This is a genomic window from uncultured Sphingobacterium sp., from assembly GCF_964277905.1.
Classification (GTDB): Bacteria; Bacteroidota; Bacteroidia; order Sphingobacteriales; family Sphingobacteriaceae; genus Sphingobacterium; species Sphingobacterium siyangense.
On the sequence record NZ_CAXYKD010000043.1, the window covers coordinates 18,227 to 45,075 of the forward strand.

General features: G+C 39.7%; 24 protein-coding genes and 1 tRNA gene. 12 read left to right on the forward strand and 13 right to left on the reverse strand.

Going from position 1 to position 26,849, the window contains the following annotated elements; translation table 11 throughout:
- Positions 1-55 precede the first annotated feature (55 nt).
- The gene (locus ACHWSC_RS18535; protein ID WP_394677743.1) at positions 56-634 is read left to right on the forward strand and encodes a Crp/Fnr family transcriptional regulator; all 579 of its coding nucleotides are present in this window, start codon (positions 56-58) and stop codon (positions 632-634) included.
- Positions 635-696: 62 nt separating this feature from the next.
- The gene (locus ACHWSC_RS18540; protein WP_394677744.1) at positions 697-1,671 is read left to right on the forward strand and encodes a zinc-binding alcohol dehydrogenase family protein; all 975 of its coding nucleotides are present in this window, start codon (positions 697-699) and stop codon (positions 1,669-1,671) included.
- 152 nt (positions 1,672-1,823) lie between these two features.
- On the opposite strand, the gene ACHWSC_RS18545 is transcribed toward ACHWSC_RS18540, so the two are convergent.
- From ACHWSC_RS18545 to ACHWSC_RS18555, 3 genes are read right to left on the reverse strand one after another with little or no spacing between them, the layout of a single operon-like run.
- Positions 1,824-3,905: a RagB/SusD family nutrient uptake outer membrane protein gene (locus tag ACHWSC_RS18545; protein ID WP_394677745.1), complete on the reverse strand. Its 2,082-nt coding sequence runs from the start codon at positions 3,903-3,905 to the stop codon at positions 1,824-1,826.
- A gap of 13 nt (positions 3,906-3,918) precedes the next feature.
- A complete protein-coding gene (locus ACHWSC_RS18550) occupies positions 3,919-7,131 on the reverse strand; it encodes a SusC/RagA family TonB-linked outer membrane protein (RefSeq protein WP_394677746.1) in 3,213 nt (1,070 codons plus the stop codon).
- 22 nt (positions 7,132-7,153) lie between these two features.
- Positions 7,154-8,578, reverse strand: coding sequence for a DUF5125 domain-containing protein (locus ACHWSC_RS18555; protein ID WP_394677747.1), 1,425 nt, complete (start codon positions 8,576-8,578; stop codon positions 7,154-7,156).
- 619 nt (positions 8,579-9,197) lie between these two features.
- On the opposite strand from ACHWSC_RS18555, the gene ACHWSC_RS18560 reads away from it, so the two are divergent.
- The 7 genes from ACHWSC_RS18560 to ACHWSC_RS18590 all read left to right on the forward strand — a co-directional run bounded on the left by ACHWSC_RS18560 (position 9,198) and on the right by ACHWSC_RS18590 (position 18,537).
- The gene (locus ACHWSC_RS18560; RefSeq protein ID WP_394677748.1) at positions 9,198-10,652 is read left to right on the forward strand and encodes a glycoside hydrolase family 30 beta sandwich domain-containing protein; all 1,455 of its coding nucleotides are present in this window, start codon (positions 9,198-9,200) and stop codon (positions 10,650-10,652) included.
- Positions 10,653-10,674: 22 nt separating this feature from the next.
- On the forward strand, positions 10,675-11,886 hold the full coding sequence (locus tag ACHWSC_RS18565) for an alginate lyase family protein (RefSeq protein ID WP_394677749.1): 1,212 nt from the start codon (positions 10,675-10,677) through the stop codon (positions 11,884-11,886).
- 255 nt (positions 11,887-12,141) lie between these two features.
- Positions 12,142-13,794: a DUF6377 domain-containing protein gene (locus ACHWSC_RS18570; protein WP_205397922.1), complete on the forward strand. Its 1,653-nt coding sequence runs from the start codon at positions 12,142-12,144 to the stop codon at positions 13,792-13,794.
- A 65-nt stretch (positions 13,795-13,859) separates the two neighbouring features.
- Positions 13,860-14,324, forward strand: coding sequence for a hypothetical protein (locus ACHWSC_RS18575; RefSeq protein WP_120334112.1), 465 nt, complete (start codon positions 13,860-13,862; stop codon positions 14,322-14,324).
- Positions 14,314-15,240 (forward strand): ThuA domain-containing protein, encoded by a 927-nt coding sequence (locus tag ACHWSC_RS18580; protein ID WP_205397923.1) that lies wholly within the window; start codon positions 14,314-14,316, stop codon positions 15,238-15,240. Before ACHWSC_RS18575 ends, ACHWSC_RS18580 begins: the two co-directional genes overlap by 11 nt.
- Positions 15,230-17,710, forward strand: coding sequence for a glycoside hydrolase family 9 protein (locus ACHWSC_RS18585; RefSeq protein WP_394677750.1), 2,481 nt, complete (start codon positions 15,230-15,232; stop codon positions 17,708-17,710). Before ACHWSC_RS18580 ends, ACHWSC_RS18585 begins: the two co-directional genes overlap by 11 nt.
- Positions 17,711-17,739: 29 nt before the next feature.
- A complete protein-coding gene (locus tag ACHWSC_RS18590) occupies positions 17,740-18,537 on the forward strand; it encodes a ThuA domain-containing protein (protein WP_394677751.1) in 798 nt (265 codons plus the stop codon).
- A 560-nt stretch (positions 18,538-19,097) separates the two neighbouring features.
- Here the strand turns inward: ACHWSC_RS18590 and ACHWSC_RS18595 are convergent.
- Together ACHWSC_RS18595 and ACHWSC_RS18600 are read right to left on the reverse strand one after the other, a co-directional pair.
- Entirely contained in the window at positions 19,098-19,466 is a 369-nt protein-coding gene (locus tag ACHWSC_RS18595) for a helix-turn-helix domain-containing protein (RefSeq protein WP_394677752.1), read from the reverse strand.
- 139 nt (positions 19,467-19,605) lie between these two features.
- Entirely contained in the window at positions 19,606-20,205 is a 600-nt protein-coding gene (locus ACHWSC_RS18600; RefSeq protein ID WP_394677753.1) for a helix-turn-helix transcriptional regulator, read from the reverse strand.
- Positions 20,206-20,634: 429 nt separating this feature from the next.
- Here ACHWSC_RS18600 and ACHWSC_RS18605 point away from each other — a divergent pair, with 429 nt between their 5' ends.
- Both ACHWSC_RS18605 and ACHWSC_RS18610 read left to right on the forward strand, forming a co-directional pair.
- A complete protein-coding gene (locus tag ACHWSC_RS18605) occupies positions 20,635-21,066 on the forward strand; it encodes a hypothetical protein (protein WP_394677754.1) in 432 nt (143 codons plus the stop codon).
- A gap of 324 nt (positions 21,067-21,390) precedes the next feature.
- Positions 21,391-21,876, forward strand: a complete 486-nt coding sequence (locus tag ACHWSC_RS18610) for a hypothetical protein (RefSeq protein ID WP_394677755.1) — start codon at positions 21,391-21,393, stop codon at positions 21,874-21,876.
- Positions 21,877-22,441: 565 nt separating this feature from the next.
- On the opposite strand, the gene ACHWSC_RS18615 is transcribed toward ACHWSC_RS18610, so the two are convergent.
- Both ACHWSC_RS18615 and ACHWSC_RS18620 read right to left on the reverse strand, forming a co-directional pair.
- The gene (locus ACHWSC_RS18615) at positions 22,442-22,666 is read right to left on the reverse strand and encodes a hypothetical protein (protein ID WP_394677756.1); all 225 of its coding nucleotides are present in this window, start codon (positions 22,664-22,666) and stop codon (positions 22,442-22,444) included.
- Positions 22,653-23,120, reverse strand: a complete 468-nt coding sequence (locus ACHWSC_RS18620; RefSeq protein ID WP_394677757.1) for a hypothetical protein — start codon at positions 23,118-23,120, stop codon at positions 22,653-22,655. The genes ACHWSC_RS18615 and ACHWSC_RS18620 overlap by 14 nt, the downstream gene beginning before the upstream one ends.
- Positions 23,121-23,177: 57 nt before the next feature.
- On the opposite strand from ACHWSC_RS18620, the gene ACHWSC_RS18625 reads away from it, so the two are divergent.
- Entirely contained in the window at positions 23,178-23,366 is a 189-nt protein-coding gene (locus ACHWSC_RS18625) for a hypothetical protein (RefSeq protein WP_394677758.1), read from the forward strand.
- Between the two features lie 25 nt (positions 23,367-23,391).
- Here ACHWSC_RS18625 and ACHWSC_RS18630 read toward each other — a convergent pair whose 3' ends face one another.
- From ACHWSC_RS18630 to ACHWSC_RS18655, 6 genes are all read right to left on the reverse strand, one after another.
- Positions 23,392-24,405 carry a hypothetical protein gene (locus tag ACHWSC_RS18630; RefSeq protein ID WP_394677759.1) on the reverse strand — a complete coding sequence of 338 codons (1,014 nt, stop codon included), beginning with the start codon at positions 24,403-24,405 and terminating at the stop codon, positions 23,392-23,394.
- Entirely contained in the window at positions 24,405-24,671 is a 267-nt protein-coding gene (locus tag ACHWSC_RS18635) for a hypothetical protein (protein ID WP_394677760.1), read from the reverse strand. The genes ACHWSC_RS18630 and ACHWSC_RS18635 overlap by 1 nt, the downstream gene beginning before the upstream one ends.
- A 133-nt stretch (positions 24,672-24,804) precedes the next feature.
- Entirely contained in the window at positions 24,805-25,362 is a 558-nt protein-coding gene (locus tag ACHWSC_RS18640) for a hypothetical protein (RefSeq protein WP_394677761.1), read from the reverse strand.
- Positions 25,363-25,461: 99 nt separating this feature from the next.
- A complete protein-coding gene (locus ACHWSC_RS18645) occupies positions 25,462-26,235 on the reverse strand; it encodes a tyrosine-type recombinase/integrase (RefSeq protein ID WP_394677762.1) in 774 nt (257 codons plus the stop codon).
- Between the two features lie 9 nt (positions 26,236-26,244).
- Positions 26,245-26,604 carry a hypothetical protein gene (locus ACHWSC_RS18650; RefSeq protein ID WP_394677763.1) on the reverse strand — a complete coding sequence of 120 codons (360 nt, stop codon included), beginning with the start codon at positions 26,602-26,604 and terminating at the stop codon, positions 26,245-26,247.
- A gap of 82 nt (positions 26,605-26,686) precedes the next feature.
- Positions 26,687-26,773: transfer RNA gene (locus ACHWSC_RS18655), tRNA-Ser, on the reverse strand.
- Between the last annotated feature and the right edge of the window lie 76 nt (positions 26,774-26,849).

Genomic DNA, 26,849 nt, shown 5'->3' on the forward strand with positions numbered 1-26,849 from the left:
AGTAGAAGTGAAAGAGAGCTATTTTATATATCGACAGTGCAATTACGACAAGTAAATGTTTGAACAATTCAGAAATAAATTCCAACTTGATGACGATAAATGGAACGAATATATAGATTGCTTCCATCGCATTGAAGTTCCTGCCAAAACCATACTTTTGAAGGAAGGAGAAGTTTCCAAAAAAATGTTTCTGATTGAAAAGGGGGGGATTCGTGCGTGGTTCAATAATAATGGTAAAGATATCACTTCTCAATTTTTCTTTGAAAATGAAACGGTGGGTTCTATTGAAAGCTTCCGAAAAAATATTCCAAGTCAGACCACTATAGAAACCATTGAACCAAGCATTTTATGGTGGATACACAAAACCGACCTAAACAGGATAATTGAAGAAATTAAAGAAATTCCACAGTTACGGGATATGCTTATAGACAAAATTTTTGAGCGGACATTCGATTATATGAAATATTTTTTCTCAATGGTTAAGAATACGCCGCAGGAACGCTACATCAATTTGCTAAAAGAAAGACCCGAAATTATAAAACGTGTCCCGCAACATTATATCGCTTCTTATCTTGGGATTTCTACGGTCCATTTAAGTCGTATAAAAAGCGAATTGGCAAAAAAACGGATTTAATAACAAATGTTATCAACTGCTGAAATATCGGTTTTTAATTTTGCTGCATAAAATTATATAAAATGAAAGCAGCAGTAGTATTGGAAAAAGGCGAAATGCCAAAATATGTAGTAGACTTTGCAGAGCCAATAGTGCAAAATGAAAATGAATTATTGATTTTGGTGAAAGCATCTGCCGTGAAAAACCTGGACAAAATGCAGGCAAGTGGAAAACATTATTCCTCGCAAAACGAAGTGTTTACAGCAAAAGTGGTCGGTGGAGATGGTGTTGGGGTACTTGCAGATGGTACACGTGTTTATGGAATTGGCGTTGGCGGAATGATTGCCGAAAAAGCGATTGTTGAAAAAAACCGTATGGTAAGGCTACCCGTAAGTATTGATGATGCAACAGCAGCAGCTTTACCAAATGCAGTGATGGGCTCAGCTTTGGCATTACGTTTCAGAGCGGGTTTGCAAAAAGGGGAAACCGTACTTATTAACGGTGCGACAGGTGTTACCGGCAAAATTGCTGTGCAAATTGCCAAACATTACGGTGCGAAAAAGGTGATAGTGACAGGGAGAAACGAACAGTCTTTAAACGAATTATTATCATTAGGTGCAGATGAGATCATTTCGTTGAAACAAGACGATGAAGCGTTTATTACACGACTAAAAATCTTACAGCAGCAAAGTCCAATTGACGTGGTTATTGATTACCTGTGGGGAAAAAGTGCAGAACTGATTTTATCGGCATTAAAAGGCAATGGGGGATTTTCGCACCATACGCGATACGTTACTGTTGGCGGAATGATGAGCGATTCAATTACATTGTCATCTTCCATTTTACGCAGTACAGCTATTCAGCTTTCCGGTTCGGGCTTAGGAACCTGGACGCCAGAAGAATTAAAACTATTGATTACAGAAATACTTCCCGAAATGTTTCAGCTTGCTGCTGACGGAAAATTAAAAATTGAAACGGTAAATATTCCACTTAAAAACATTGAAAAAGCTTGGGAAATGGGCATCGATGGAGGCAAACGCTTAGTTGTTTTAATCTAAAAAATACAGTCGCTAACTATTGATTTTCGCCTTTGAGTGTTTAATTTTTTATGTTGTCTTTACCACCAAAGTTGATTGATAAGCTCCTTTGATGGTAAAGACAACAGTTGATTGAAATATATGGTAATCTATCTCGGTTTTTCTATAATTGTTTACTGTGTCGCTCCAATCACCACAGGCCATAAGGGGTTCTGAACGAGTAAACGGCCCTTGCTTTTATTGATTTCATCTTGAGGAACAGGATACCAATAATACTCTTTTACCCACCGCCGGTTTTCTATGGATGTCCGTTTGTAGAAAGAATCGGGGTCACCTAAAGGTTTTACTGTTGTGGTATTCTGACCGTAAGTTTGTTGCACATTGTCAAAACCGTTCATATTCATTCCGGTCATACGTGTCATATCACCATCAACTCCACCTTTGTCTGGTTGATTTGCGCTTACAGGGTCACAGATCATCCATCGGCGCATGTCAAACCAACGCTGTCCTTCGCCTAATAATTCAACATGTCTTTCCTGAACAATCGCTTTAAACTGTCCGGCTTTATTACCGATAACACCGGTTTTAATACCGCTTGCTTCCATTTCTGCATAGCCCGGTATCCCAGCGCGTTGCCTTACTTTGTCTATATATTCGATAATTTTTGGATCGTTGGGATTAATTTCGTTGAGGACTTCGGCGTAATACAAGTAGAAATCGGCTAAACGGAACAAAATAGAAGGTCGTGCCCAGGAAGTGTAAACGGTGAATGGAGTACCCGGTGCACCGGCGACGTTAATGGAACTAATTCCTTGTGCGATACGTCTGTTTTTAAATTTATATAGTAAATACCCTGCTCTTGGCCAATTCTCGCCACCGGCGATTCCCGAAGGTTTGCCGCGACCGTACCATTGATAGTATATACCATTTGGATTATTATGCTCATTTGCATGAATATGCCAACTTTTTCCATTGTAGCCCACTGTAGCATAAAACCGCGGCTCCCGGTTGGCATACATATTGAAAATGTTTTGATCCGCATGATTATTGACATGGGTCGGGTTATTGACTGTCGTGAATCCATTTTCTTTGTAATTCGATCCGGCATCATAAATCGTTTTGCCATTGCTCATAAAAAATGCGTCTACAGACTCCTGTGAGATGCCTACATTAGCAAAATTTGTGGGGCTTGCATAGAGATCTACTGGATTAGAGCGGCGCTCCTGATTATTGGGATTGCTATAATCGTTGTATCCCGTTGCCCAAATAATTTCATCATTGTACTTTTGAAATAGTTGATAAATAGATTCATTGGGATTGATCTCCTGCACGCCGGGGTTAGCGGGGTCGGCCGGATAATACTCGATATGTAATTTGTGACCGAGACCATGCGCATAGTCCAAAAATTCTTCTAGACGTTGTTTTGCGGTTTGTATCTTTTGTGGATTATAGTCTGGGAATAAACGGCTCCCATCGGGATTGACAATGGCTAAGCTTTCGGTAAATCCACCGTTAAAAAGTTTGGAAGAAGCATATACCCAGAGCTTAGCACGCAATGCACGTGCTGCTACAAGTGTAGGGCGTACCATACTGCCCGTATCATATTGATTTGCACTGACATTACTTTTGATGGTGGCAGGTAGATTCCCTGTATTGATCAACTCTGCCAGTAGGCCGTCGATGTAGTTGATCACATCATCCATCGGGGCACGGGCATAGTCGAGATTCTGATCTTCCGGATCCGCCAGATCGGTTATTAATGGTACAGGACCATACAGTTCCAGCAGGGTAAAATAGGAATAAGCGACAAAAAAGCGCGCTTCGTCCTTCATGCGATCTACTTCAGCCTGAGGCAATGCATTATTGCCTGAACCCGAGATCGCATGTGCACGTTGGATAAAAATTAATGCCTGACGGATTTGCATATTTTGAGTCGCCCAACGGTGATAACCAGCATTACCAGCGGTATAACCCGATACCATCAGATTGCGGGCAAAGTTAGCGACAATCTCCCCGGAAATTGCGGACCAAGGATTGCTCATTCTGTCTGCAGAGGATGAGTTTTTGGAATATTCAATGATACAGTTAAAGATATTTCCGTGCCAACGTCTAGTGTATGCGGCATTTTCAAATACTCCTTCAATCGTCAGATTGTCGGCAAGTTCAGAGGAGACATCCAGGTATTTCTTGCAGGACGTAGATAATGTAGTCGTTGCTATTGCGAGACAGATAAGAGCCTTATTAAATATTTTCATTGTATTAAACAAATTAAAAAGTAACGTTTAAACCAAAAGTCCATGTTGAGCTGATCGGATAACGCGAACCCGAGCGTTCAGTGACCTCTGGATCCCAAAATTTAACTTTATCCCAGGTGTGTAGATTTTCGCCCTGCACATACAAACGGACAGTATTCAGATGCATTTTTTTGACAAATTCTGATTTTAGTGTATAGCCCAATTCGATGTTTTTGAGACGGAGGTACGACGCGTCACGGTACCACCAGGTGCTGTTGCGTGTATTATTACCATTGTTGGCAGTACTCAATCTAGGAAACAGTACGTTTTGGTTATAAGGGTCGGCAAATGTCCATCGGTCCATCGCCTCTTCGCGCAACGCGGCGTCGTTGACCGAACGTGCGAACGGAAAAAAGTTTTCTGTTTTTCCCAACAGATTTGTCGAAAAGCGACCAGCTCCCTGGAAAAATACACCAATATTCAATCCATGCCATTCTGCATTAAGTCCAAAACCATACACTATTCCAGGTGTAATGTTGGAAGAAAATAGACTGTTGTACGTCTGATCATAGTTGTTAATCAAACCGTCTCCGTTCAGGTCCTTATATCGGATGTCTCCAGGAGCAACCGCAAAACCAGGGTTTGCGAGGCCCGATTTAAGCTGGTACGTTTGCGCTCCATTCGCTGGGTTGACTGTAATGTCGAAATCATCCGGAGTATATAAGCCATCGGCAATATATATAAAGGGTTTGCCGATGCTTTGGCCTGTGTAGGCTTGATAGGTATAAGACGGTGGAATTTCATCAAACTCAACGACTTTATTTTTGGTATAAGTATAGTTTAGTCGGGCGCTCAAGGTGACTTCATTAACCTTTTGTGTCCCGGTTATATTCATATCGAGTCCGCGATTGTTTGTGCGTCCAAAATTCTGCATCGGAGCAACCTGCAAACCTGCAGATGTTGGCAATGTACGACGGCGCATCAGAATATCAAAACGTTCATTGTAGAAGAAATCTATGGTCGCATCGATCCGGTTTTTGAATAAGCCAATATCAATTCCTGTATTAAATTTGTTTTCCTCCTCCCACTTAAGTGTTGGGGTGGCATAGTCGCTCTCCACGATACCAGCACCGGGACTTCCTGATCCCTGCCCGTCGCCAACACCAGCACCGCCAGTCCAGGAAAAGTTATAACCCGCCGCTCCTTCATTCAGTTTTTCTCGGTAGGGGAAGCGCGAAAGATCATTCGCTAACACATCGTTTCCCGTTTTACCATACGATACCCGAAATTTCAATTTACTGACGATTTGCTCCAAAGGCTCCCAAAATTTTTCGTGGCTTACCCACCAAGCACCTCCTATGGAAGGAAATAGACCCCAACGATTGCCCATGGCGAAGTTCTCACTTCCAGTCATTCCCATACTCGCTTCAAGTAGGTAACGACCATCATAACCATAGGTACCACGGGCGACAATAGACTGTTTACGGTACGGAAGCATTTCAAGACCGTTGCCTCGATTTTGGTATTGTTTTTCCTTTTGGTTATAGAGGACTAATCCCGATACATCATGCTTCGCAAATTTATGTTTGTAATCCAGGGCTGTTTCCAGATAGATATTGCGTTCACCCGAACTTCCTGCTGCTGCGGGATTGGAAAGTGCCGCACCACCACGAATCTGGCTAAAGACGAGATTCCCGTTTGCATCCCTTGAATTGGCATAATAGGATCTAGCCTCTTTAGTGCGGTTGGTACGACCCTGTGAGAGGTTGTCGAAACCAACTGCTCCACGCCAGGATAATCCTTGAGCAATCACATCCAGCGCTTGTGTCAGGTTGATTTTGGACTGTAGGGTCACTTCTTGATTTCGGCTATAACCCATGTTGTTCAGTAAGTTGTAGGGGTTGGCTCGCTCCCCGGTTCCAACTGATCCTGCCGAGTAGACTGGATGTTCGGCAAAAGTACCATCTGAATAGACCATTGGAAACAGATAGCGTGGCGCCAAGGTAATAATGCTCCATAGATTATCCGCTGTTTGTATCGGTGCATTTTGTTTAACAAAGAAACCTGCTAGATCGACCGACATTTTTGTTGTCGAAGTCAAGTCCATGTCTATATTGGATCGTAGATTGAAGCGTTCGTATTTTAGATTCGCATTGTAATTTTCGACCGTATGTGAATTGTAAAGACCGTCTTCCGTATAGTAGGCTCCTGAGGTGAAAAAGCGGACACGATCACCACCGCCACGAAAATTTATGGTATATCTTGAAACATTCGTGTTTGGTTTTAAAAGATCCAGCCAATTGGTATTTGGATATAAGTCTGGGTCGGCTCCTGTTAAGTATTTTTCTAGCATTTTATCGTCGTAAGTTGGTAACCAGCCCGAGGTTGGATTTCCTTTTTCGTTCCAGGTTGCTTCATTATACAAGCTTAGGGTTCGATACGAATCCAGTGAACTGGGCAAACGTAGTGGCTTACGGATGGCATGCTGTAAATCGGTGGAGATAACTGTCTTTTGTGGCATACCCCGTTTTGTGGTAATCAGTACCACGCCATTGGCACCCTCGGCTCCATATACTGCTGTAGCTGAAGCATCTTTAAGCACGGAGAACGTCTCGATATCTTCTACGGGTATATTGCTCATATCGGATTTACTGCGCGGTACACCATCAATAATAATCAGTGGGCTAGTACCACCTGCAAAAGAGCTTACCCCACGGATCCAAAAATTGGAGTCATCGTATCCTGGTTCTCCCGAAGGCTGTATTGCAACAATGCCCGGAACCTGCCCGGCAATGGAGTTAGATAGCGAACGTCCGGTAACCGCGAGATCCTTAGCAGTGATGGTGCTGATCGAGGCCACCAGACTTTCTTTTTTTTGTTTACCAAAGCCTACGACGACAACCTCGTCCAAATTGGATGCACTCTCTGTCAAGCGGATGTTGACCGTGTTTTCTTCAGGTTTTAAGATATGTTCTTCTGTAATATACCCTACATAAGTAAATACAAGGGTATTTCCAGGTGCAGCCTGTATGCTATATTGTCCTGAGGCATTGGTATTTGTTTTTGCTGTTTGGTTTTTGACAGAAACAGTGACACCCGAGACCGGATTTCCTTTACTATCGGTGATAAGACCCGATACTTTTACCTGTTGTGCGAATAAGCCAAAAGGGGCGCAAAGTAGGGAGAGTGATAGCAGATTTCGGTGCATAAAGCGGGTGCTAGTTGCAAATATTGTTTTTTCGCTCATCTTCATAATTTTGTGATCTTCATTATTCTAGGGTGATGGTTACTGCGGCAGGAGATACCTTGGTATCTAAAGTGAATACATAGGTTCGGTTGGCTCCCAAAGTCCGGTTACTGACGGTTGAAATAATAGGTGCATCCTTACTCACGTTACCGGTAGAAGTTTTTAACTCAAAACGTGTTGTACCACCTGCAGATGTGGGCTGTCCAGGACTGCCGTAAAGATTCTGCACTAAATTGAGTGCAAAGTAGTTGTCGAATGACCGGCTGTTTTGATAGAAGGAAATACCAACAGTACTTCCTGAAACATTGCTCAGAAATAGATTTTGACCAGCAATTAGTTTAATTTGATAGACACCATTTCCAAGCGGTGCCATGGCGACATTTTTTTGGGGGTTCCATAGGGATGGATTTGCTGCCATGGACGGAATACCAAAACGTTCTTTGGGAGCGGAGCCATCTGTATCACCGATACCACCATTTACCCATACTCCACCTGTTTTGCGGACCGGATCAAAATTGGCAAGCGCGTCACCCGCCATCGGTTCGATCTTAAAATATTTCAGTGCTTGATCGGCTGTTATGCGATATTTACCATCAATGGCCCGGAATTTATACGTGCCGTCGCCATTGTTTGAAAGAAAACTTGGATTGATCCACCAGTTAGCAATATCAACTATCCCATCTAATCCAATAAGTTGATTTTGTTTAAATTCTGCTTCGATGACAGCGATGTTATTCGCAAAATTCGGAAATTCAATACCACCAAAGTAAGGTTTAAGGAAGGGAGCAGCTTCGAAACTACGGGTATCGAAGGACACGGTAAATGTACTGCCTGGCGCCCGGACGATTTGAAAAGGAATAGAATCCTTGTTGGTGGCATATGCGCTAATAGTTGCACCTCCAAATAAAAAGCTATTCCCATTTTTTCCGTAGGGGGGAGCCTCAATTAAAGCGTTGAGTTTTGTATTGGGAAAAGCTTCAGTAACGGCATATTTGTACGGTTCTCCGGGTACGGGTTCCATCTTGTAGTCACCATAGGCTGTTTTGAGGGTCAAATAGGGGAATTTAGGGCGTGTTATCTGGATGGGAACCATGATAGTAGTGTAGTTAAAATTCTTGTTTTTAACCATAATCTGTATTTCAGCTGGACCATCAGCGATATCTTTAATAAAGGGTACCAGCAATTTACTATGATAGATACCAGCTTTATTGGCCGGAATAATACCTTCGGCAATCCGTTCGTCGTTTCGAAAAAAAGTCGTCTTGATCGTATTCAACGGGTATGCACCATCAACTGTAATATCCACTGGGATACTGTCGCCCATGTAGGCGACCTCGACCGTTTGGTATGAAGCAATGCTTGGCGTGTCAATTTGGATGTCTTCTTTGCAGGCGTATACCGCGGACGACATCCCTAGTAGTAGGAAAAGTTTTGTTTTTCTTCTCATGACATGTGTTAATAAATTGGTTGTTTTATTCAGTTTATCTTAGGTTATCATATAAGCTGTAGTAACAGCCTTCTCCAGGATGTTATGGTTCCTTAATTCTCATATGGATGTTGTAGGTTTGCGTTTATAAATTGGCTATTTATATTTCAGGGGACAGTGCTGTTGACCTGAAAATATTTTGCAACGGTTATGGTACAAAACTAATGGTCTCGAAAATGAAATGGAGATGAACTAAAACAAAAGTGAGATTTTCTTGTTGTTGTTGTTTATCTAATGTTTTGTTTTTTAGGCTGTTGTGTTTTGTTTGATTTGAAAAAGAAGTAGTGATTAGTGAGGTTTGACCTTTAAATAAAAACAGTTTAGATTATATTCTAATACCTGGATTTGTTGTTGGTCGTAGCTAAAAATAAATGCTGCGATCTACTTTTTTTTGATTTCATTTAATATTTAAACTGTTTGTAGTAAGTTGGTTATGTTTAATTTTTAAGACTGGTTTTCTCATTTTTTCTTAGGTCTATATGTTGAAGGTCCCTGAAATGATAAATTTGTCTGCAACGGATTGATTTAAACTTTTGTGTCAATCAATACTATCAATTTTAAACCTCGATAAAACTAAAAAATGAAACAACGCAATTGCCGTTTACTGTCATTACTGATTTCGTGCTTATGTTATTCTTTTGTGCAAGCGTCACCAGGACGTGCTAAGGAACAAGTTGAATTGTATGTGACCACACAGGATAAAAAACAAGATTTGAAGAACATACGCATCAATGCAAGGGTACAAAAAGATGTCGCTACCACCATTGTGCTAGATCCACAGGTCCGTTTTCAGCAAATGGATGGTTTTGGAGCGGCAATAACGGGATCTACCTGTTATAATTTGATGCAGATGCAGAAAAAAGATCGTCAGCGTTTTCTAAACGAAACTTTTAACCCCCGAAAAGGTTTTGATCATAGCTATATCCGGATCTCCATTGGCTGTTCGGACTTTTCGCTCAGTGAATATACCTGTTGTGATGAGGAAGGTTTGGAGCATTTTGCTTTACAGAATGAAGAAGTGCATTATGTTTTACCGGTGTTGAAAGAAATTTTAAAGATCAATCCCGATATCAAAATTCTTGGATCTCCATGGACGAGCCCCCGTTGGATGAAGGTTAACAACCTCGTTGATCTGCTTCCATTTAACTCCTGGACTAGTGGTCAGTTAAATCCCCGTTATTATACAGATTATGCAAAGTATTTTGTTAAGTGGATTCGTGCATTTGAGGAAAATGGGGTGAAGATATATGCAATAACGCCGCAAAATGAACCGCTTAATCGAAAAAATTCAGCGTCTCTGTTTATGGGTTGGATGGAACAGCGGGATTTTGTGAAAAGCTTGGGAGCGGAGATAGCATCGGCTGGTCTCCAAACAAAAATATATGCGTTTGATCATAACTATAATTACGATAACATGAAAGATCAACAGGGGTATCCTTTACATATTTATGCAGATACCCTTGCTTCGAAATATCTTGCCGGTGCGGCATATCATAATTATGGGGGTAAAAGAGAGGAGCTGTTGCGCATACATGCTGCCCGTCCTGATAAAGGGCTTCTATTTACCGAAACCTCCATCGGCACCTGGAATAAGGGACAGGATTTTGCTTTGCGTCTGATCGAAGATATGGAAGAGGTAGGTTTGGGGACGGTAAATAATTGGTGTAGCGGAGTTATGGTTTGGAATCTGATGCTGGATTCGGACAGGGGACCATGGAGAGAAGGAGGATGCAAAACCTGTTATGGCGCGGTAGATATTGACCGTAAAAACTATAAATCAATTTCCAGAAACTCTCATTACTATGTCATAAGTCACCTCTCCGCTGTTGTGAAACCGGGAGCGACACGTATTGGGACGAAGGCTGTAGCGGCAGATGGACTTATACACGCGGGGTTTCAGAACAGTGATGGTACGATGGCTCTGGTGCTGTTAAATAAAACAGCAATGGAAAAAATCATTACCATTTCGGATCAAAGAACACAATTTACCTATACGGTACCACCTAAATCAGTCGTTTCCTATCGTTGGGACTAACACGCTCATAAAACTAGTAGATATGATAATACGAATATACACGACAGCACTTTTTCTTTTCGTCATGAACTTTGGGCTGTCTGCACAATGGCTGTGGAATAAAAAACGAATGAACTTCGTAAAAGATCGTCTAGAGACCGCAGCTTATAACCCGGCTTATAAAAAATTGCTACAGCAAGCGGAGGAGGCCATGTTGAGGCCAGTGTATTCCGTTATACACAAAGAAGCGATTGCACCGAGTGGAGATAAACACGATTATGTAAGCCTGAGCAGGTACTGGTGGCCTAATCCAGCTACAGCAAATGGATTGCCCTACGTGAATAAAGATGGTCAGTCCAATCCGGAGTTAGGTAAATATGACCGCGAGGTGTTGGGCAATATGTGTGCTGACCTGAATACGCTTTGTCTTGCTTTTTTTTATAGCGCTGATGAAAAGTATGCTCAAAAAGCTGTACTGTTACTACGGACCTGGTTTTTAGATAGCGATACGCGCATGAACCCTAATTTGGACTACGCTCAATTTATTCCGGGTAGAGACGACTCTAAAGGCCGACCGGAGGGACTGATTGACAGTTATTCGTTTGTGGAAATGCTAAGTAGTATACAGCTGCTGAAAACATCCTCAAGCTATAGTACACAGGATGATAAGAGCCTAAAACAATGGTTTAGCGAATTTGCACATTGGATGCAGGAAAGCAAACAGGGTGTAGCAGAAAGAAACGCTAAAAACAACCATGCTACTGCTTATGACGCTCAGCTAATGACCTATCTGTTGTTCTCGGGAGATGAGCAAGCAGGACGAAAAATAATTGCAGATTTCCCTAAAAAGAGAATTTTTGCCCAGATTGAACCCGATGGAAAACAGCCAAATGAGCTGTGGCGCACCTTGTCTTACCATTATTCGCAATACAATCTGACTCATATGTTGGATGTATGTGAAACCGCAAGGACATTGCGTATTGATTTGCTTGGCAGAAGCTCCAGTGATGGACGGTCAATTCTAAAAGGGGTGGAATACCTAACCACATTTTTGGGAAAAAGTGTAGCAAGCTGGCCTTACACGCAGATTAGCGGCTGGGAGGCCAAGCAACAGGATATATGCCGTGATCTGATTCGGGTTTTAGCGCTCGATCCCAGCCAGAAACAAAACCAGGTTTTATACCGACGTTATGCCAAGGAAGATAAGACTGATCGCTTGCGACTTCTGTATGGGGCAGACGATTTGATAAATTAAAATAAGCAGCTTTTGATCTTGGGACGCAAGTATTTAAAATCTAAAAATACAAGGCGCATATAGACAGAATTAGTGGGAATGAACCGATCATTTTCGGTTTTGAATAGAAGAGATGATAAATACAATCGATAGAATTTAGTAAAATTGCTATATTTAATCATTCAATCCAACCTATAAACACCTCAAATATGTTTTTCATTGAAATGCAAAACATACGGCATAGCCATGGCTGGATGATTTTAGTAACCAATTTATATGAAAATAAACCTATTGACTGCCGTATTGTGTATCGTAACCAGTTCTGTTGTCCATGCGCAAAGTGGAATAGATTCGCTATTGCAAGTGCTGGATCGTAAAATTCAGGATAAAGATCTGTTTTTTAAGCAAAAAGAAGATCGGATACTTGGTTTGAAAGCACAGCGTAATGCGTTAATAAAAAGCTCAGACAAAGGTTATCACTTTAACTTTGCCCTGTTTAATGAATATAGAAACTATGTGTCGGATTCGGCTATTCACTATCTGAATATGAACAGAACTATCGCTTTAGAACTGAAAGACGAATATAAGTGGCATGAATCTACAATAGCTCTGGCAAATCTTTTTGTGGGGTTGGGGATGCATATGGAGGCCGCTGATCTATTGGGGAGTATACAATCGGCCACGCTGGAAAATGATCTAAGATTGCCTTATGCAATTGCCTATCGGGAGCTTTATCTTGGTATGGGTAAATATACGCAGCATACGCAGGCTAGAAATAGCTATTGGACCCAGGCAAACCGTTTTAACGATATGGTACGCAATTTGGCACCGGCAATGTCGGAAGAGCATTTACGGATCGTAGAAAAGAAGTTTCGCCTGCAAAAGCAATATATGGATGCCCTAAAAGTGAACGATGAACGCCTCAGACTCACGTCGCCCAACCAACTTGGTTATGCATTAGTTACATTCCATCGTTCATTGATTTACCGAGAGCAGGGAGACGTGGAAAATGAAAAAAAATATCTAGCGCTTTCCGCGCTTTCGGATATACAGCTTGCGATCAGAGATAATGCCTCTATCTCGGTTTTGGCCAATATTTTAATGCAGGAGGATGATATCAATAGGGCTTACCATTACATCTGTTTTTCATTGGACAATATTAAAGCTTACAATACCCGGATTCGCAGCTCGGAGATTCTCAATATTCAAGCTATTATTGATCGGGAATATCAGCGTAAAAACGAACAGAAAAGTCAGCAGCTAAAAGGACTGCTGCTGCTTGTTTCCATTTTGTCTGTAATGCTGGTGATTTCTGTTCTGTATGTGTACAAACAGTTGAAGAAAGGACGAGCCTATGCGAATAAGCTGGCTGATGCAAATCAGGAACTGGCGAGCTTTAACAGTAAACTGCATGATATGAATCAGGAACTGGCCAGCCGTAACCTCGAGGTAGCGGAAGCAAATCATCTCAAAGAAGAATATATTGCCTATTTTCTGGGCGAGTGTTCAATCTATATAACCAAGTTAGATAACTATCGGAAGATGGTCAACAAGAAAATGCAAGAAAGACAATACGAAGAGCTCGCCCGGATGACACGTGACAACTCGTTGAAAGATGAAGAATTGAAGGAATTGTTTGCAAATTTTGATAAGATGTTCATTAATCTATTCCCTGATTTTGTTGATCAGGTAAATTCGTTGTTGTCCAAAGAAGAACAAATTGTTTTGAAGAAAGGTGAAGTGCTGAATACGGAGTTGCGCATTTTTGCTTTGATTCGTTTGGGTATTGTAGATAGCCTGGAGATTGCCAACTTTTTTGGATATTCTATTAATACGATCTATAATTATCGAACAAAGATGAAGAATAGATCGCGTGTATCAAGGGAAGATTTTGAAGGACGCGTGAAGGAGATCGGAGCCTTTACATAAAAATTAGAACGATTTTTTAAATAAATGACAAAGCGAAAAATGAGGATTAATTATAAAGATGGAATATGAACATTAACTATATTTTATACGTATTCCTGTTTCTGTTTTTAACAAATACAGGATATGCGCAGTTTAGGGTTACAGAAGCAACGAATTGGGATCGCTATCCGGCGGAGGTTCAAAAGCCGGGTTTTGGTCTCCATAAAAGCCAACGTGTGCAGATGGACGATTCAAGCGAGCTTGAGGACGTATTACTTTTCGCGTCAGACAATGGCCACTATCCTTATTTTGATCTTTTCAAATGTTATTACGTGATCATTGGCTATTATTCAAAGGACGTAAAGTATATCTCCGAAGTTACCGTTTCTGATCAGCGTGAACTGCTCCTAGAGGACCGGAACAACGACGGAAAATTTGAATTGTACAGGCGCTATATGAAAGATGGTAAATTTTCCGTGGATAAAAATGGGAATAATTTAAAGACAGAATGGCGATTTGATCGCGTAGAATATAAAAATAATGAAAAATAATATGAAAGTGTTGCTACTGATTCTCACCCTTCTTTCAGGCTGGACAACACTGATGGGACAACAAAAACATAAAGCACTTATTGTCACGGGGCAAGATGGGTCGCATTGGTGGAAGGGTAGTACCGATGCCATAGAAAAAATACTTGAAAACAGTGGCCTTTTTGATGTGCATGTCGCCGTAAGTCCACCATACGGTCAGGATATTTCTACTTTTCGCCCGCACTTTCGTGATTATAGCTTGATTATTTCCAATTACGGGGGGACGACCTGGAGTCAAGAAACCCGACAGGATCTGGAGCAGTATATGGCCAATGGGGGAGCTCTTGTCGTCATTCATTCAGCCATTGTACCCATGGCCGACTGGCCCGAATACAACAAGATGACAGCGCTGGGTGCTTGGGATGGTAGAGATGAGACGGTAGGTCCCTATGTCTATTTTAAAAACAATAGAATCGTCTACGATTACAGCCCCGGTCCCGCAGGACATCATGGATTACAGCATCCTTTTGATGTGACCCATAAGGCAACAGATCATCCTATTCTAAAGGGGCTGCCTACTGTCTGGAGTCATTTCAAAGACGAACTTTATACATACCTGCGCGGTCCTGCTGAACATATGGAAGTATTGGCAACGACCATAGACGACACACGTCCACAAGGGCTAGGTCGTGAAGAACCACTGATGTGGACTGTCAACTATGGAAAAGGAAGAGTATTTGTGACGGTAATGGGACATGTGGGCAATGACCCTGAACTGCGCTATGCCATGGAATGCACGGGCTTTCAGGTTACTTTGCTGCGAGGATGTGAATGGGCCGTAACGGGCAAGGTGACGCAGGCTATTCCAAAAGATTTTCCCTCCAAAGGCGTACAGACGTTTAGAAAAGAATTCAAAACCCCTTTCAATGCAAAATAAAGGTATGAATAAGCTACAATTACTCTTCTTTGGGATGGTCTCTTGCGCTATGGTAACCAGAGCTGTGGCTCAGACACCCAAACTCACTTCAGACCTGAAGTTGAATGAAGCAATTTGGCAGAGCGGAATTCTGCACCGTCCGCTACCATTGGATACAACATTGTCTTTAGAAAATCTGGGCATGAAAAAGAAAGTTTTGCGAGCATATCAACCCAAAGGAATCACCGAGTTTGCCCGTTGGCGCCAACAGGGGGTTGGCAAAATTTTCTTCGCGAAGAAGGAGGGGCAGTTAGGTGCCGGGACTATAAAATTGCAGGTTCCGACAGTTCGCAAAGAATGGGCTCCTGGAGCGCCTGCGGATGGAGACTATGCGAACTATGGTGGTGCATCTGCGGTATTTGACCTGGCAGGAGAAAATTGGGAAAAATACAATCGTATTGTTTTTCGTATCTATCCGGACTGTGAAGGCGGCCGAAATATTCATCTCAACCTACATTATTACAATGATGGCAAACAGAAAATTCCAGATGAATATTTTCGGGAGGGCACCCACGAAATAAATCTGGTCAACAGGACATGGAATACCTGTTTTTTGGAGATTGGTGACTTACCGAGGGATCGTATAACAGGTATCGCATTTGGGGTACCCGGCTTTGGAAAAGATCGGGTCAGTGGGGATTCGTTAAATTTTTATATCGATGGGATTGAATTACAGGAAGTCGAAAAACCTGAACGGATGCTGGGCTGGGAACCCGTCGAGGGACGCATTATCTATTCATCCACTGGGTATGATCTTCAGGGACAAAAGACCGCGATTTTGAAGCATAACAAAGCAGGGGATGATTTGTTTAAGTTACTTCGCGCCGAAGATAGGGCTGTAGTTTATACCGGTAAGAAGAAAAGTGTAACTACCAGTATTGGCGAATTTGATGTGTTGGATTTCAGTGACTTTACAAAGTTCGGGCAATATATCATTACGACAGAAGGACAGGAAACCCAACCTTTTGCGATAGGTGAAAATATATGGCAAAACTCCATATGGCGTGTGCTAAATTTTATTTTTTGTGAACGCTGTGGCCATCCTGTTTCAGAGAAGCATGGTTCATGTCATGCCGATATCGGTGCGACCTTTGAAGGACTTCGTTTAGCCTATAACGGAGGCTGGCATGATGCCGGCGACCTTTCCCAGCAGAGCTTACAGACCGGAGACGTGGTATTCTCGCTGCTGGAAATGGCCAATAAGGTTAAAAAAAGCAATACCGCCCTATATCAGCGGCTTATGGAGGAAGCAGCTTGGGGGATAGATTTTATCTTAAAAACCCGCCTTGGCAAAGGATACAGGGCCAGTAGTGCCGGAATTGTGATCTGGACGGACGGCCTGATCGGTAATAAAGATGATATGAAAGCACGTGTTCATGATAGCCCTTTTGATAATTTTTTATTTGCAGCCTATGAAGCGTATGCGGCCATGAGCATGGTTCAAGATCCGGCACTAAGTGAAAAATTGAAAAAGACAGCGATGGAGGATTTTGATTTTGCGCTTGCCAAATGGAAGGAAACGGGTTATGATCATTTTCCCGTTTTTTGGGAACATAGCTATGGCACTTCCGAAAGTCAATTTATGGCGACGGCTTCTTGGGCTGCCAGTCAGCTGTATAAACTCACAGGCAATACAACATACGCACAGCATGCTGTTAATTTTATGGATGAGGTATTATTGGCGCAGCGTAAGGAACCATTAGGCGATATGGACGGATTAAAAGGTTTTTTCTATCGAGATAGAACGCAGAAGGTCGTTGTGCATGCCAACCATCAATCGCGTGAGCAAATCTATGCTCAGGCGCTTGTTGCCCTCGCCGAAGGACAAGCACAGCATGTCAAACACAGGTTATGGCAACAGGCATTGCTTGATTATGGTAGTTACCTAACAAAAATTATGAAGTATACAGCACCTTACGGCATGGCTCCTGCAGGCGTCTATCATATTGACGAAGTCCAAGACTCAGTAAGTTTTCAACGGCAGCATCTTTTTGCAGGAGCAAAAGCCAAGGATGATTATGTAGCCCAACTCAAACAAGGTATCCAATTGGATAAATCCTATTATTTAAAGCGTTTTCCTGTCTGGTTTTCTTTCCGGGGAAATGCGGCGATTCATTTGAGCCAGGGCAAGGCTGCAGCGATATTGGGTAAATACCTGAAAAATGAGACGCTTCTACAGATCGCACGTGAACAACTTTATTGGACCGTTGGTAAGAATCCTTTTGGACAGTCACTTATTTATGGTGAGGGCGCAAATTTTGCACAGCAATATTGTCCGCTTCCGGGTGAAATGGTGGGCGAAATGCCTGTAGGTATACAAACCCGGTACAATGAAGATGTTCCTTATTGGCCACAGGCTAACAACGCGACGTATAAGGAGGTATGGATGACAACAGCAGGGAAGTGGCTATCACTAACTTCGGAATTTTAAACTTTTTAATATACTTAAACCGCATACTTATGACACAAGTGTCAAATCCGAGAAACTTGACAATCTCATGCTTAAATATCGTGCTCCTTTTCTTTATGATGATCGGGACGATAAGCGCGCTATCTGCTCAAGGCCGTAGTCCCTTTGCTGTACTCGTACTGACTGAAAGGGGTGGGCAACATGCTTCATTTACAGATACTGGATTGGAATGGTTAAAGAATACAGGGGAGAAAGACGGCTTTCACATAACAGAAATTCATGATACAGAAAAAATAACAGCGGAATACCTGACGCAGTTTAAGGTAATCATACAGTTGGATTATCCGCCCTATAGATGGACAGAAGAGGCTGAAAAGGCGTTTATAGATTACATAGAAAATGGAAGAGGAGGCTGGGTCGGTTTTCACCATGCGGCATTGTTAGGGGAATTTGATGGCTACAAGATGTGGAACTGGTTTTCCAACTTTATGGGTGGAATACGCTTTAAAAATTACATCGCTAAAACAGCATCTGCGACAGCTTATGTCGAAGATCGAAAGCATCCCGTTATGAAAGGTGTAAATCCTTATTTTTTGATTCCCAATGATGAGTTTTATGTTTTTGATAAAAATCCAAGACCTCATGTCAAGGTCTTGGCGCATGTCGATGAAGATAGCTACCAGCCCCTTTCAACGATTAAAATGGGCGACCATCCCATTATTTGGAGCAACCCTAAAGTGAAAGCCAGAAACGTATATTTTCTGATTGGCCATAGCGGATCCTTATTTGCGTCTAAAGATTTTACAACGATGTTCAGGAATGCAGTTCTATGGGCCGGAAGTAAATAAAGAAGGTTAAATAACAATGGTAAGCAAGATGACTACGGCACTTCATTTACCTTTTGTTCGTATGTTGTTCGTACCTGCTTCGTACCTTATTCGGAGACGGACAGTCGGGATGCGAATGTTGACTAAGTATTGTACAGGTATTTCCTGTTCGGAGACTGGTCAACATCTGTACAGCATTTGTACAATATCTGTTGATGATCCGAAGCAGGTACGAAGCAGGTACGAATAAAAAGGTATCTTGTGTAGCAAACTCCTGGCAAAGGTAATCTATCTCGTCCCTGACGAACCGCAGGTTCTTGAACTGCCTTGTCCTCATGAGCCGCTTTCTGTAGGAATTTATACGTGACGTTGTTTTTGGTGCGGCCCCTGCTCTAAAAACAAAAAAAGGCTTCCTGATTTCTCAGAAAGCCTTTTTGTCTTGGCGGAAGAGGCGGGATTCGAACCCGCGGTACATGTCCTTTATGCTTTTTCTGTTATTGATAATCAGGTGTTTAATGTTTTGATAAGGGTCTATTTTAGCCGAATTTTTGCTCATTTTGTCCGTTAATTGTCAGGAATATTTATTTTGTTTTATCGTAAAAATCGCGGACTAGCTTCTTTATGACGCGATCTTGTTCGGCTACTTTCTGAACCAGGAGATCAATTTTGTTCCGAAGGTCCATAGTGAATTCAAAAGTATTAACGTCTTCTTTGGTAAAAAGTCGTTTACCTTTTCCATGATAAAACCATTCATAGGACATTGCTTTTTTTTCATGTAGCATTTTTACGTCCTTCAATTGAACACCAGTAACACCTTTTTCAATTTTATTAATATGGGATTTAGTTTTCCCTAATAATGCCCCGAATTCCTCTTGGGTTAAATTTTCGGCTTCTCGAAAAGCTTTGAAGCGTCGTGCTTCTTCAGTTATTTGATTCTCTTCCTTTGTCATTTTTAACATTAATCTTATTACCTACTTCTTTTATCAAATCTTTGGTTAAATCTTCGTATGTTAATTCCTTTTTAATCTTAAAGGATATTACAGATATGCCAGTTTTTTCGAAATCGGACTTTTTCTTTTTATCTGACATTTATCTTTTTCGTTTTTGGCTTACTTCCACAATTGAAAATATTTTGTATACATCATCTAGCTTTACGTGAAAGTCTGGGTACATTTGCTTATTCTCATTTAGGGAGTGTAATGTAAGGACGCCTTTTTCAACGTCGTGATGGATCACTCTCTTTATTAGAATCCCGTCTTTATGGACAATAACATAATCCAGGAAAGCATGAGTGTGTAATCTTGATTGCCAATGGATGCGGATGATTTCTCGGCCAGTTACAATATTGCCGTGATAGATATTATATTCAACTAAATTAGGATCTAAACTAGTCATGCTGTCCCCTACAGCTTGAAATGATTGGTAATTTCCTTTATGATACTTGTTCACAAAAATTGGGCGCGTGGGTAATTCTTCTATATATTCTCTGTCAGAATATCCGGCTAAATATCCCGCATATGCGTACTCCTCAACAAGAGGGGTTAACATTAACATTGTTCCGTCACCAATTTCAATGTATTTATTGTGTGAGATTTCTTTATCAACTCGGAAGATGTCACTTATGGCTTTTCCATTATTTTCCTTTTCAGGTTGAAAAATGGGAAGTTCGCCAGTAAGGAGCCAATCCATCCTTATATTGTATTTATCACAAAGTGATAATAAAAATCGCTCAGTTATGTTTTTTGAACCTTTCTCTATTTCGGAGTTATTGAATATACTGGTGCAAATAAAGGAATATTAATTTGCGCGAATGGATTTAGTCATGCAGCTCTTAACAAGGCTAAAAGTTATGGTATTGAATGTTTGTCAATTCACTCTGCATTGAATAGGAAATGGGAAACTTTAGTAAAAGTGGAAGTTGAACGTTACATACATAATTTTATCTTAAATTCTGATTTTGTAATAAATATGGCGCATAAAGCTGGTAAGTAAGTAAAGGTTGAAAGAGATATGTTTTCTTATGATAAGGTGGCTATAATTAGTATAACGGATTTAATCCAAAACCATATCCTTAGTAAGGTTTCTTGGAAAGAACTTAAACTTCAAAAGAAGTTTTATATGGATTTAAGAGATATAGAACTTTATCATGTTTTTGACGATGAAATGCTGCGAATTGAAAAAGGCATCATATCGATAGAGTATTTAAACACATCCAAACAGTGTTTTTTTATTACACCTCATAACTATCTTTATGAAGTTGACCATTTAAAAGAAAGATCAAAACTTCATAGTCTTGAGATAACAGAAGACCATTTAAAAGCATTGTCTGAAAACGATTATGAAAATGATCTACAAGTTTCGGGAAATCCTCAAATTTTTACAGAAGTATTTAAGTTCAATGATGAATCTGTAGATTTCACAAGGTACAAATTCTCTGTGAAAGGCGGATTTTTAGGGGAATTTCTAGTTAAGGGAGATAGATTCCGAATTTATGATGATCAAGCTAAACGAATCGAGGAGTTGGAAAATATTTTTAGTAAGCAGTTTTAATATACTATACTTCTTGAATAATAATTTCAAATTAAAGGTCTAAACGTTTTGGGTTCTCCGCTCAAAGCCTTTTTTATTTTATTAAAACTGTTTTTGGTTTACCGGTGTCTTAGTAATAGTAAACAAAATATCCTTTTTCGGGCTTCATTTTGCATAGATGAGGCCCGTATTTTTGAATCTTTCATTCCAGATGGAATTTTATATAAGTAGTTTTGGTAGTTATCGGCAGGATCTCGAGGTTCCTGCTTTTTTTTGTTTATTAGACCCTTTAGTAGATAAATGGAATACTCTATATTTGTAGTGTTAACTCCATATTTTGACCATATGAAAGGTATATTAACACTTATTCTTGTTTTCGTTTGCACCCTAAGTTTTAGTCAATTTAGGAATACAACATGGGGGATGACAACTTATCAAGTAGAAGCTGCTGAGAAGCTATCAAAGCCCAAAATAGAAATTCTGGATGAATCTAAAAGAGGTAATTTATACATGTCACAAACCGTTACGATAGATAACTCAGTATTAGAAATCACTTATTTATTTGAAAACGGTAAATTGATAGGAGGAATGTATAATTTCACTCCTTTGAATCGTGATGAGGTGAATGCGTACGTTAAATTATGGGAAACTACAAAAAGTAATCTAATAAAGAAATACGGTAGAAATTATCATTTAGTTGGGGAAAGCTTAAATTGGTCATTGCCAAATCAAACCATTAAAGCTTTTTATATCGATATGGGTAATAAAGGATTTAAAACTATAAATGTAATTTACGACGCTATTAAGATAAAGCAGGAAGATATTTTATAAAATAATCAAAACGAAATGTCCTTTTATGTTGTTAGACAAGTACGTTTCAAAAATAGGTTAATAAAGGTAAAAGCCTTGAGTTCCCCCATTCAAGGCTTTTTTTCATTTTAATCAAACCATTCCCTTTTAGGTATTGTCCATTTATTGAATATCGTTCAAACTGTATCAGTTCTGTTTGAGTGATTTTAATTGTATGGTCAGGTTTAAGGCCTGGTCATTTTTTCTGGTGTATATTCCAGTCCAGTATGGATCTGTCTATAATTTAGTTAAGGGGCTAATCGAAAGATTAGTCCTTTTTTTGAAAAATAATGAACTATTCTTTCAGAATTATGTTCTTCACTAGGGTAAGTTAGTTTGTTTTAGTAGTTATAAAGGTCGGGGATTCATGTCATCGGCCTTTTTTATTTTTTTGTAAACTATTACTGAAGTTGGGTTGTACTTACTTTGGATATTTAATTAATAGATTGCAGGCTTGATTTTATCGCATTTATCAGGCCTGCATTTTTGACAATTCTTTCCCGAAAAGGGATCAATATATATCGGCTGGATCGTTCCAGCCTTTTTTTTATAACGTAGGAATCTCCCCCGACTCAATCAACTCAATCATTATATCCGCTTCATCCTTTGTCAACCAAGAGTTATTATTGAAATGAACTCGCCAGCCTTCGGTTGTGTAAGATATACTAGTTACGAAGTACCTATTGATATATACGTGAAAATAGCCCCCATACAACGGTTTGAACTCAACTACTTGCTGCACACCATCGACCTCAAAATTATCGAATATCATCCTTTATCCACTTTAGTTCACCCCTTTGGATCATTGCAATGTATTTTTGTATATGATCGTCAGTCAGTAAGCCCTTGTCCTCAAGGTGGTAATTGAATTGCTTGGTGAAGTTGTAATACTGAATACTTCCAACATAGGCATTATTGAGATAGATATGCCAAAGGCTATATTTTTTCGCGCGAACTTCGACTACTTGGCGTTTTCCATGATGATAAAACAGCTCGGGTACATCTGTATCAAAGCGAAGTATAAGGGCGTCAATGCACGCCTCCTTTATATCATCAGCAAGTTCACCATAAGCTAATTCCCAAACTCCTTGAGATTTCCTGAAAACATAAAAAGCAAGACCGTTTTTGTTGTAAAGATGATAGTCTTTCATGCCCATGCTCTTATCTGGTACGCTGATTTGAACGTACATGACACGATTACGGCAGAAGATTTCAAGAGGTTTCATAAAACAAAAATACTAACATTTTTAGTAAATTGTCAAGAATAATTTTAAATTTGAATTATGAAACTAAGCAAACAACCACCGGATGGGTATGTAAATCACGTAAGGGAGTCGGCCTTATTGGCTGCGCAAAATGTTGGTATAGAGACTGGCGCTAAGATATTGGAAGAAGGATTAAAGCAATGGCCTGACGAATTGGACGCGGCAATAAAATGGGTTGTGAAGGAGAGGAGAAAAACAAAAGCCTAGATTTTTGGTCTAGGCTTGTTTGTTTTTATTTCCTAACTTTTACTATCGTCGAAATTGAAATTACGCCACAAGAATTACTTTTAGACGCTGTTATCTCTAAATTTAAGTTTGTTTGACCACTCGGAATGTTGAATCCAGGTAAGAAAGTTAACGTAGCAGTAGTTTCATTAACCTTATTAAGCTTAACATACGGATTATTCGTAGACCAAATCAGATCAGTAAAGTCTACTTCATTGTTGCTTGGTTCGAATACAAAGTTTAAATCGGCATCTGTCTGTTTAATCATAACTGGACCGTTTATTATACCATCGAGGTAGGAAGGATCTATCTTTATGCTTTTAGTGAATGATTTTGTTCCCGATTGGCTTTTTAATACCACTACACCACCCAAGCTATTGGTCTTAGTAATTTTCCATTGATTATTCCCAAGTGCAGTTAATGTCGCAATACCAGTTGCATTTTCAAGGGTAATTGTGCCAGGGCGCTCAATTGTAAATGTACCTTCATTACATATCGCATCAGGGCCTATGAAGTTGGCAACGTCTATTACGGTGATATTTCTCGTAAAACTGGCTTGTAGACGATTTTGCCAACCCCTATTAACTGCGTCATATTCTGACATGTAATAAGTTTTTAATTTTCCTGATTTTAGATATTCTTTATGTAATGTAAGATCAACTTTTACATATGGTGAATAGATACTGCCAATTGATGGAATCCATTCATTTCGACTAAGGTCAATACCGTTTGGCAAAGGATTAAAATCGAAGCCATTAGCATGCTCGTACAATATTGAGGCGTAACTTTTTTGAGGAACCATGCTAAAAATGCCACTTCCATAAGCTCCCTTTAATTTAAATCGCACAAAAACGGGTAATACAACATCAACACCTGTATTGTACACCGTATCCATAACATTTCCATTGTATGGTTTAATTTCAAAATCAGCAAAAAAATCAGCTACTTTTACAGGATTAGTTTGTGCAAAAGTCAGAAGGGTAATAAACATATAAATTGCTGATAAAATTAATTTTCTCATTATTTCTTAAGTGTTAAGTAATCCGATGGCAATACTTTTAAAAAATCCTTATAAATGAAAACTTCCTCATCCTGAAGGAATTTAAGGTCTTCTTTCGGTAATCCCGAATATTGGGCAAATACCGTAAAAGTGGAGTCTTTTGGATAATAGTGGCCTGCAATTTTGATAGTTTCAACAGTTGGCTTTTCAGACTCAGCAGCCTGCTCTTTCTTACACGCGCCAAAGCCTAGCCCTAGCAGCGCAACAAATACTAAATATCTTTTCACTTGGTAATATAATTAGCGTGAAAGATAAATAATTTTATGTTTAAGAGTGTGTTTGGTTGGAAAGTTCTACACAAAAGTGTGTTGGGTAGGGGTATAGAAAAGCCTAGATTGTTAGCCTAGGCTTTTAATCAATTTATTTACAAAATTTTCTTTTAATTTCACTTAGAAAGTCCTCGTAAAATTGGAAGGCTAAATCTGCAACTTCGCTAGGATCTCCTTTACAATAAAGTGGTGTTCCCAAATGTGAAATAGGGGGAAGCCAATCTTTACCATTTATATTGAATTTTTGTAGTTTTATTTCAGCAGCATACATGGGAACTTTTTCAGTAATTGTACTACCTTCTTTATCTACATGTGATATATCAATATAACTTGTTATTTTACGTTCGCTTGTAATTTGCAAATCGCAAATAATTTCCATCCCATGGTTGATAGCATCCCTAGCGTTTTTCAAATATGATAGGAGCGGATCCTCTCTTCTAAGTTTTTTGTATTGACCTTGAAATGGTTCAAATTTATTTCTTATATCCTGACAACCTCTTTCAGCTTTAATAAAAACCAGGTCAAGATGAATTACAAAATCTTGGAAATCTTTATTAAGTGGATGATGTGGTCCGTTTGTTTGTTTGAATCGTTTAAATGCTTCCTTAGCATGATTCAATTCTTCTTGAGCATAAAATAGATTTGGCATAATGAGTATTTTATCCAATATAACAATAACTTTAACAAAAGTTACCTAAACAATAATCCTGGCACCAAATAATCTCGTCTAGGCGTTTTATAATTTACTCTAAATGCTTCTACTTCTAAATTTCACTTCATCGCCAAGGATGACCCCCATGTCTTTTAGATAATCCATTAGTTCTACCAAGTTTCTATGCCTGGTCAATTTAATTATATTGTGAAGTTTTTCACCATCTTCTACTAGATGAATACATCTTGTATGTTTGAAGGAATACATTGTTACCAAATCATCAATAAAAACATGCTTATGTACTTTATTAAACCGCTTCCGGAAATATCTTTCACATACCGGCTTTTCTGCTGGAGCATCTTTTAATCCGAATACAAAAAAAAATTGATTAAATCTTTCCAACCGCATCGACTTAATTATTTCATAAAATTCATCATCAATCGGTATATATTGCGTGATTTTGCTTTTTGAATTATTGCAGGGAACCATAATTTTACGGGCGTGCAGATTGATGTGCATTATCTGCAGCAATCTAAGCTCCGCCTCTGGACGCATGCAACTATAGTATATAAAACGACAGAAGTTGTACAAATATGGATCATTGTCCTTTAACCATTCTAGTGTATTCTTGAAACTGACATTTGAGAAAGGGCGATTACCTCTTTTAAAGACTTGGAGTTTTTTTACCTTTCCACAAACATTATTTTCCAGATAACCCTCGTAATTGTCAATATAATATTGTAGAAAGGTATGTATAGCTTGCAAATAATGATTGTATGTTTTATTACTCCACGATTTTTCTGTTTGGAAATATTTTACAAAATCAAAAATATCTTGTTTGGTTAGATTCGATATATCTATATTACCCAATCCAACATTTTATAAATAGCTTTTGAAAAAATTCAACCTCCCTTTATAAAGTTTATAGGTTTTTGGTTTTAATTCTCCTTCAACATTTTTCAAATATTCTTCAATGCACTCGCAAATATTGAATTTGGATAGCTTATGCTGTTGGAATTTAGCGAAAGGGGAAAATCCTTCCTCTAATAGTTCAGATAACGCCTGATTCACTATTTTGAGCTGTGAACGGCGTTCTCGGAGGGATTTAATAGAGTTGATGGAATCAAAAATTTTAAATCTTTGATATTGGGGTTCATTAGCTTTTTGAAGTTCAATTGGCTTCAAAAAGTAATATGATACAAACCAATCTTTTGTTAGATCGGAATTTGCATCATACATTCTTAAATTCTTGTAGTTTACCAATGCTGTCCGTTTTCTGTCAGGTACGGTCTTACCAGCTTGATTATCAGGGAGTATTTTGCGGAAGGGGCGGGATTCGAACCCGCGGTACCGTTTCCAGTACGACAGTTTAGCAAACTGTTCCTTTCGGCCACTCAGGCACCCTTCCTCGTTTTGACATTGCAAACATAAGGCAATTATTTGATTCTGCAAAGTCTAAATACTAAAAAAAATGCAAAAAAAAT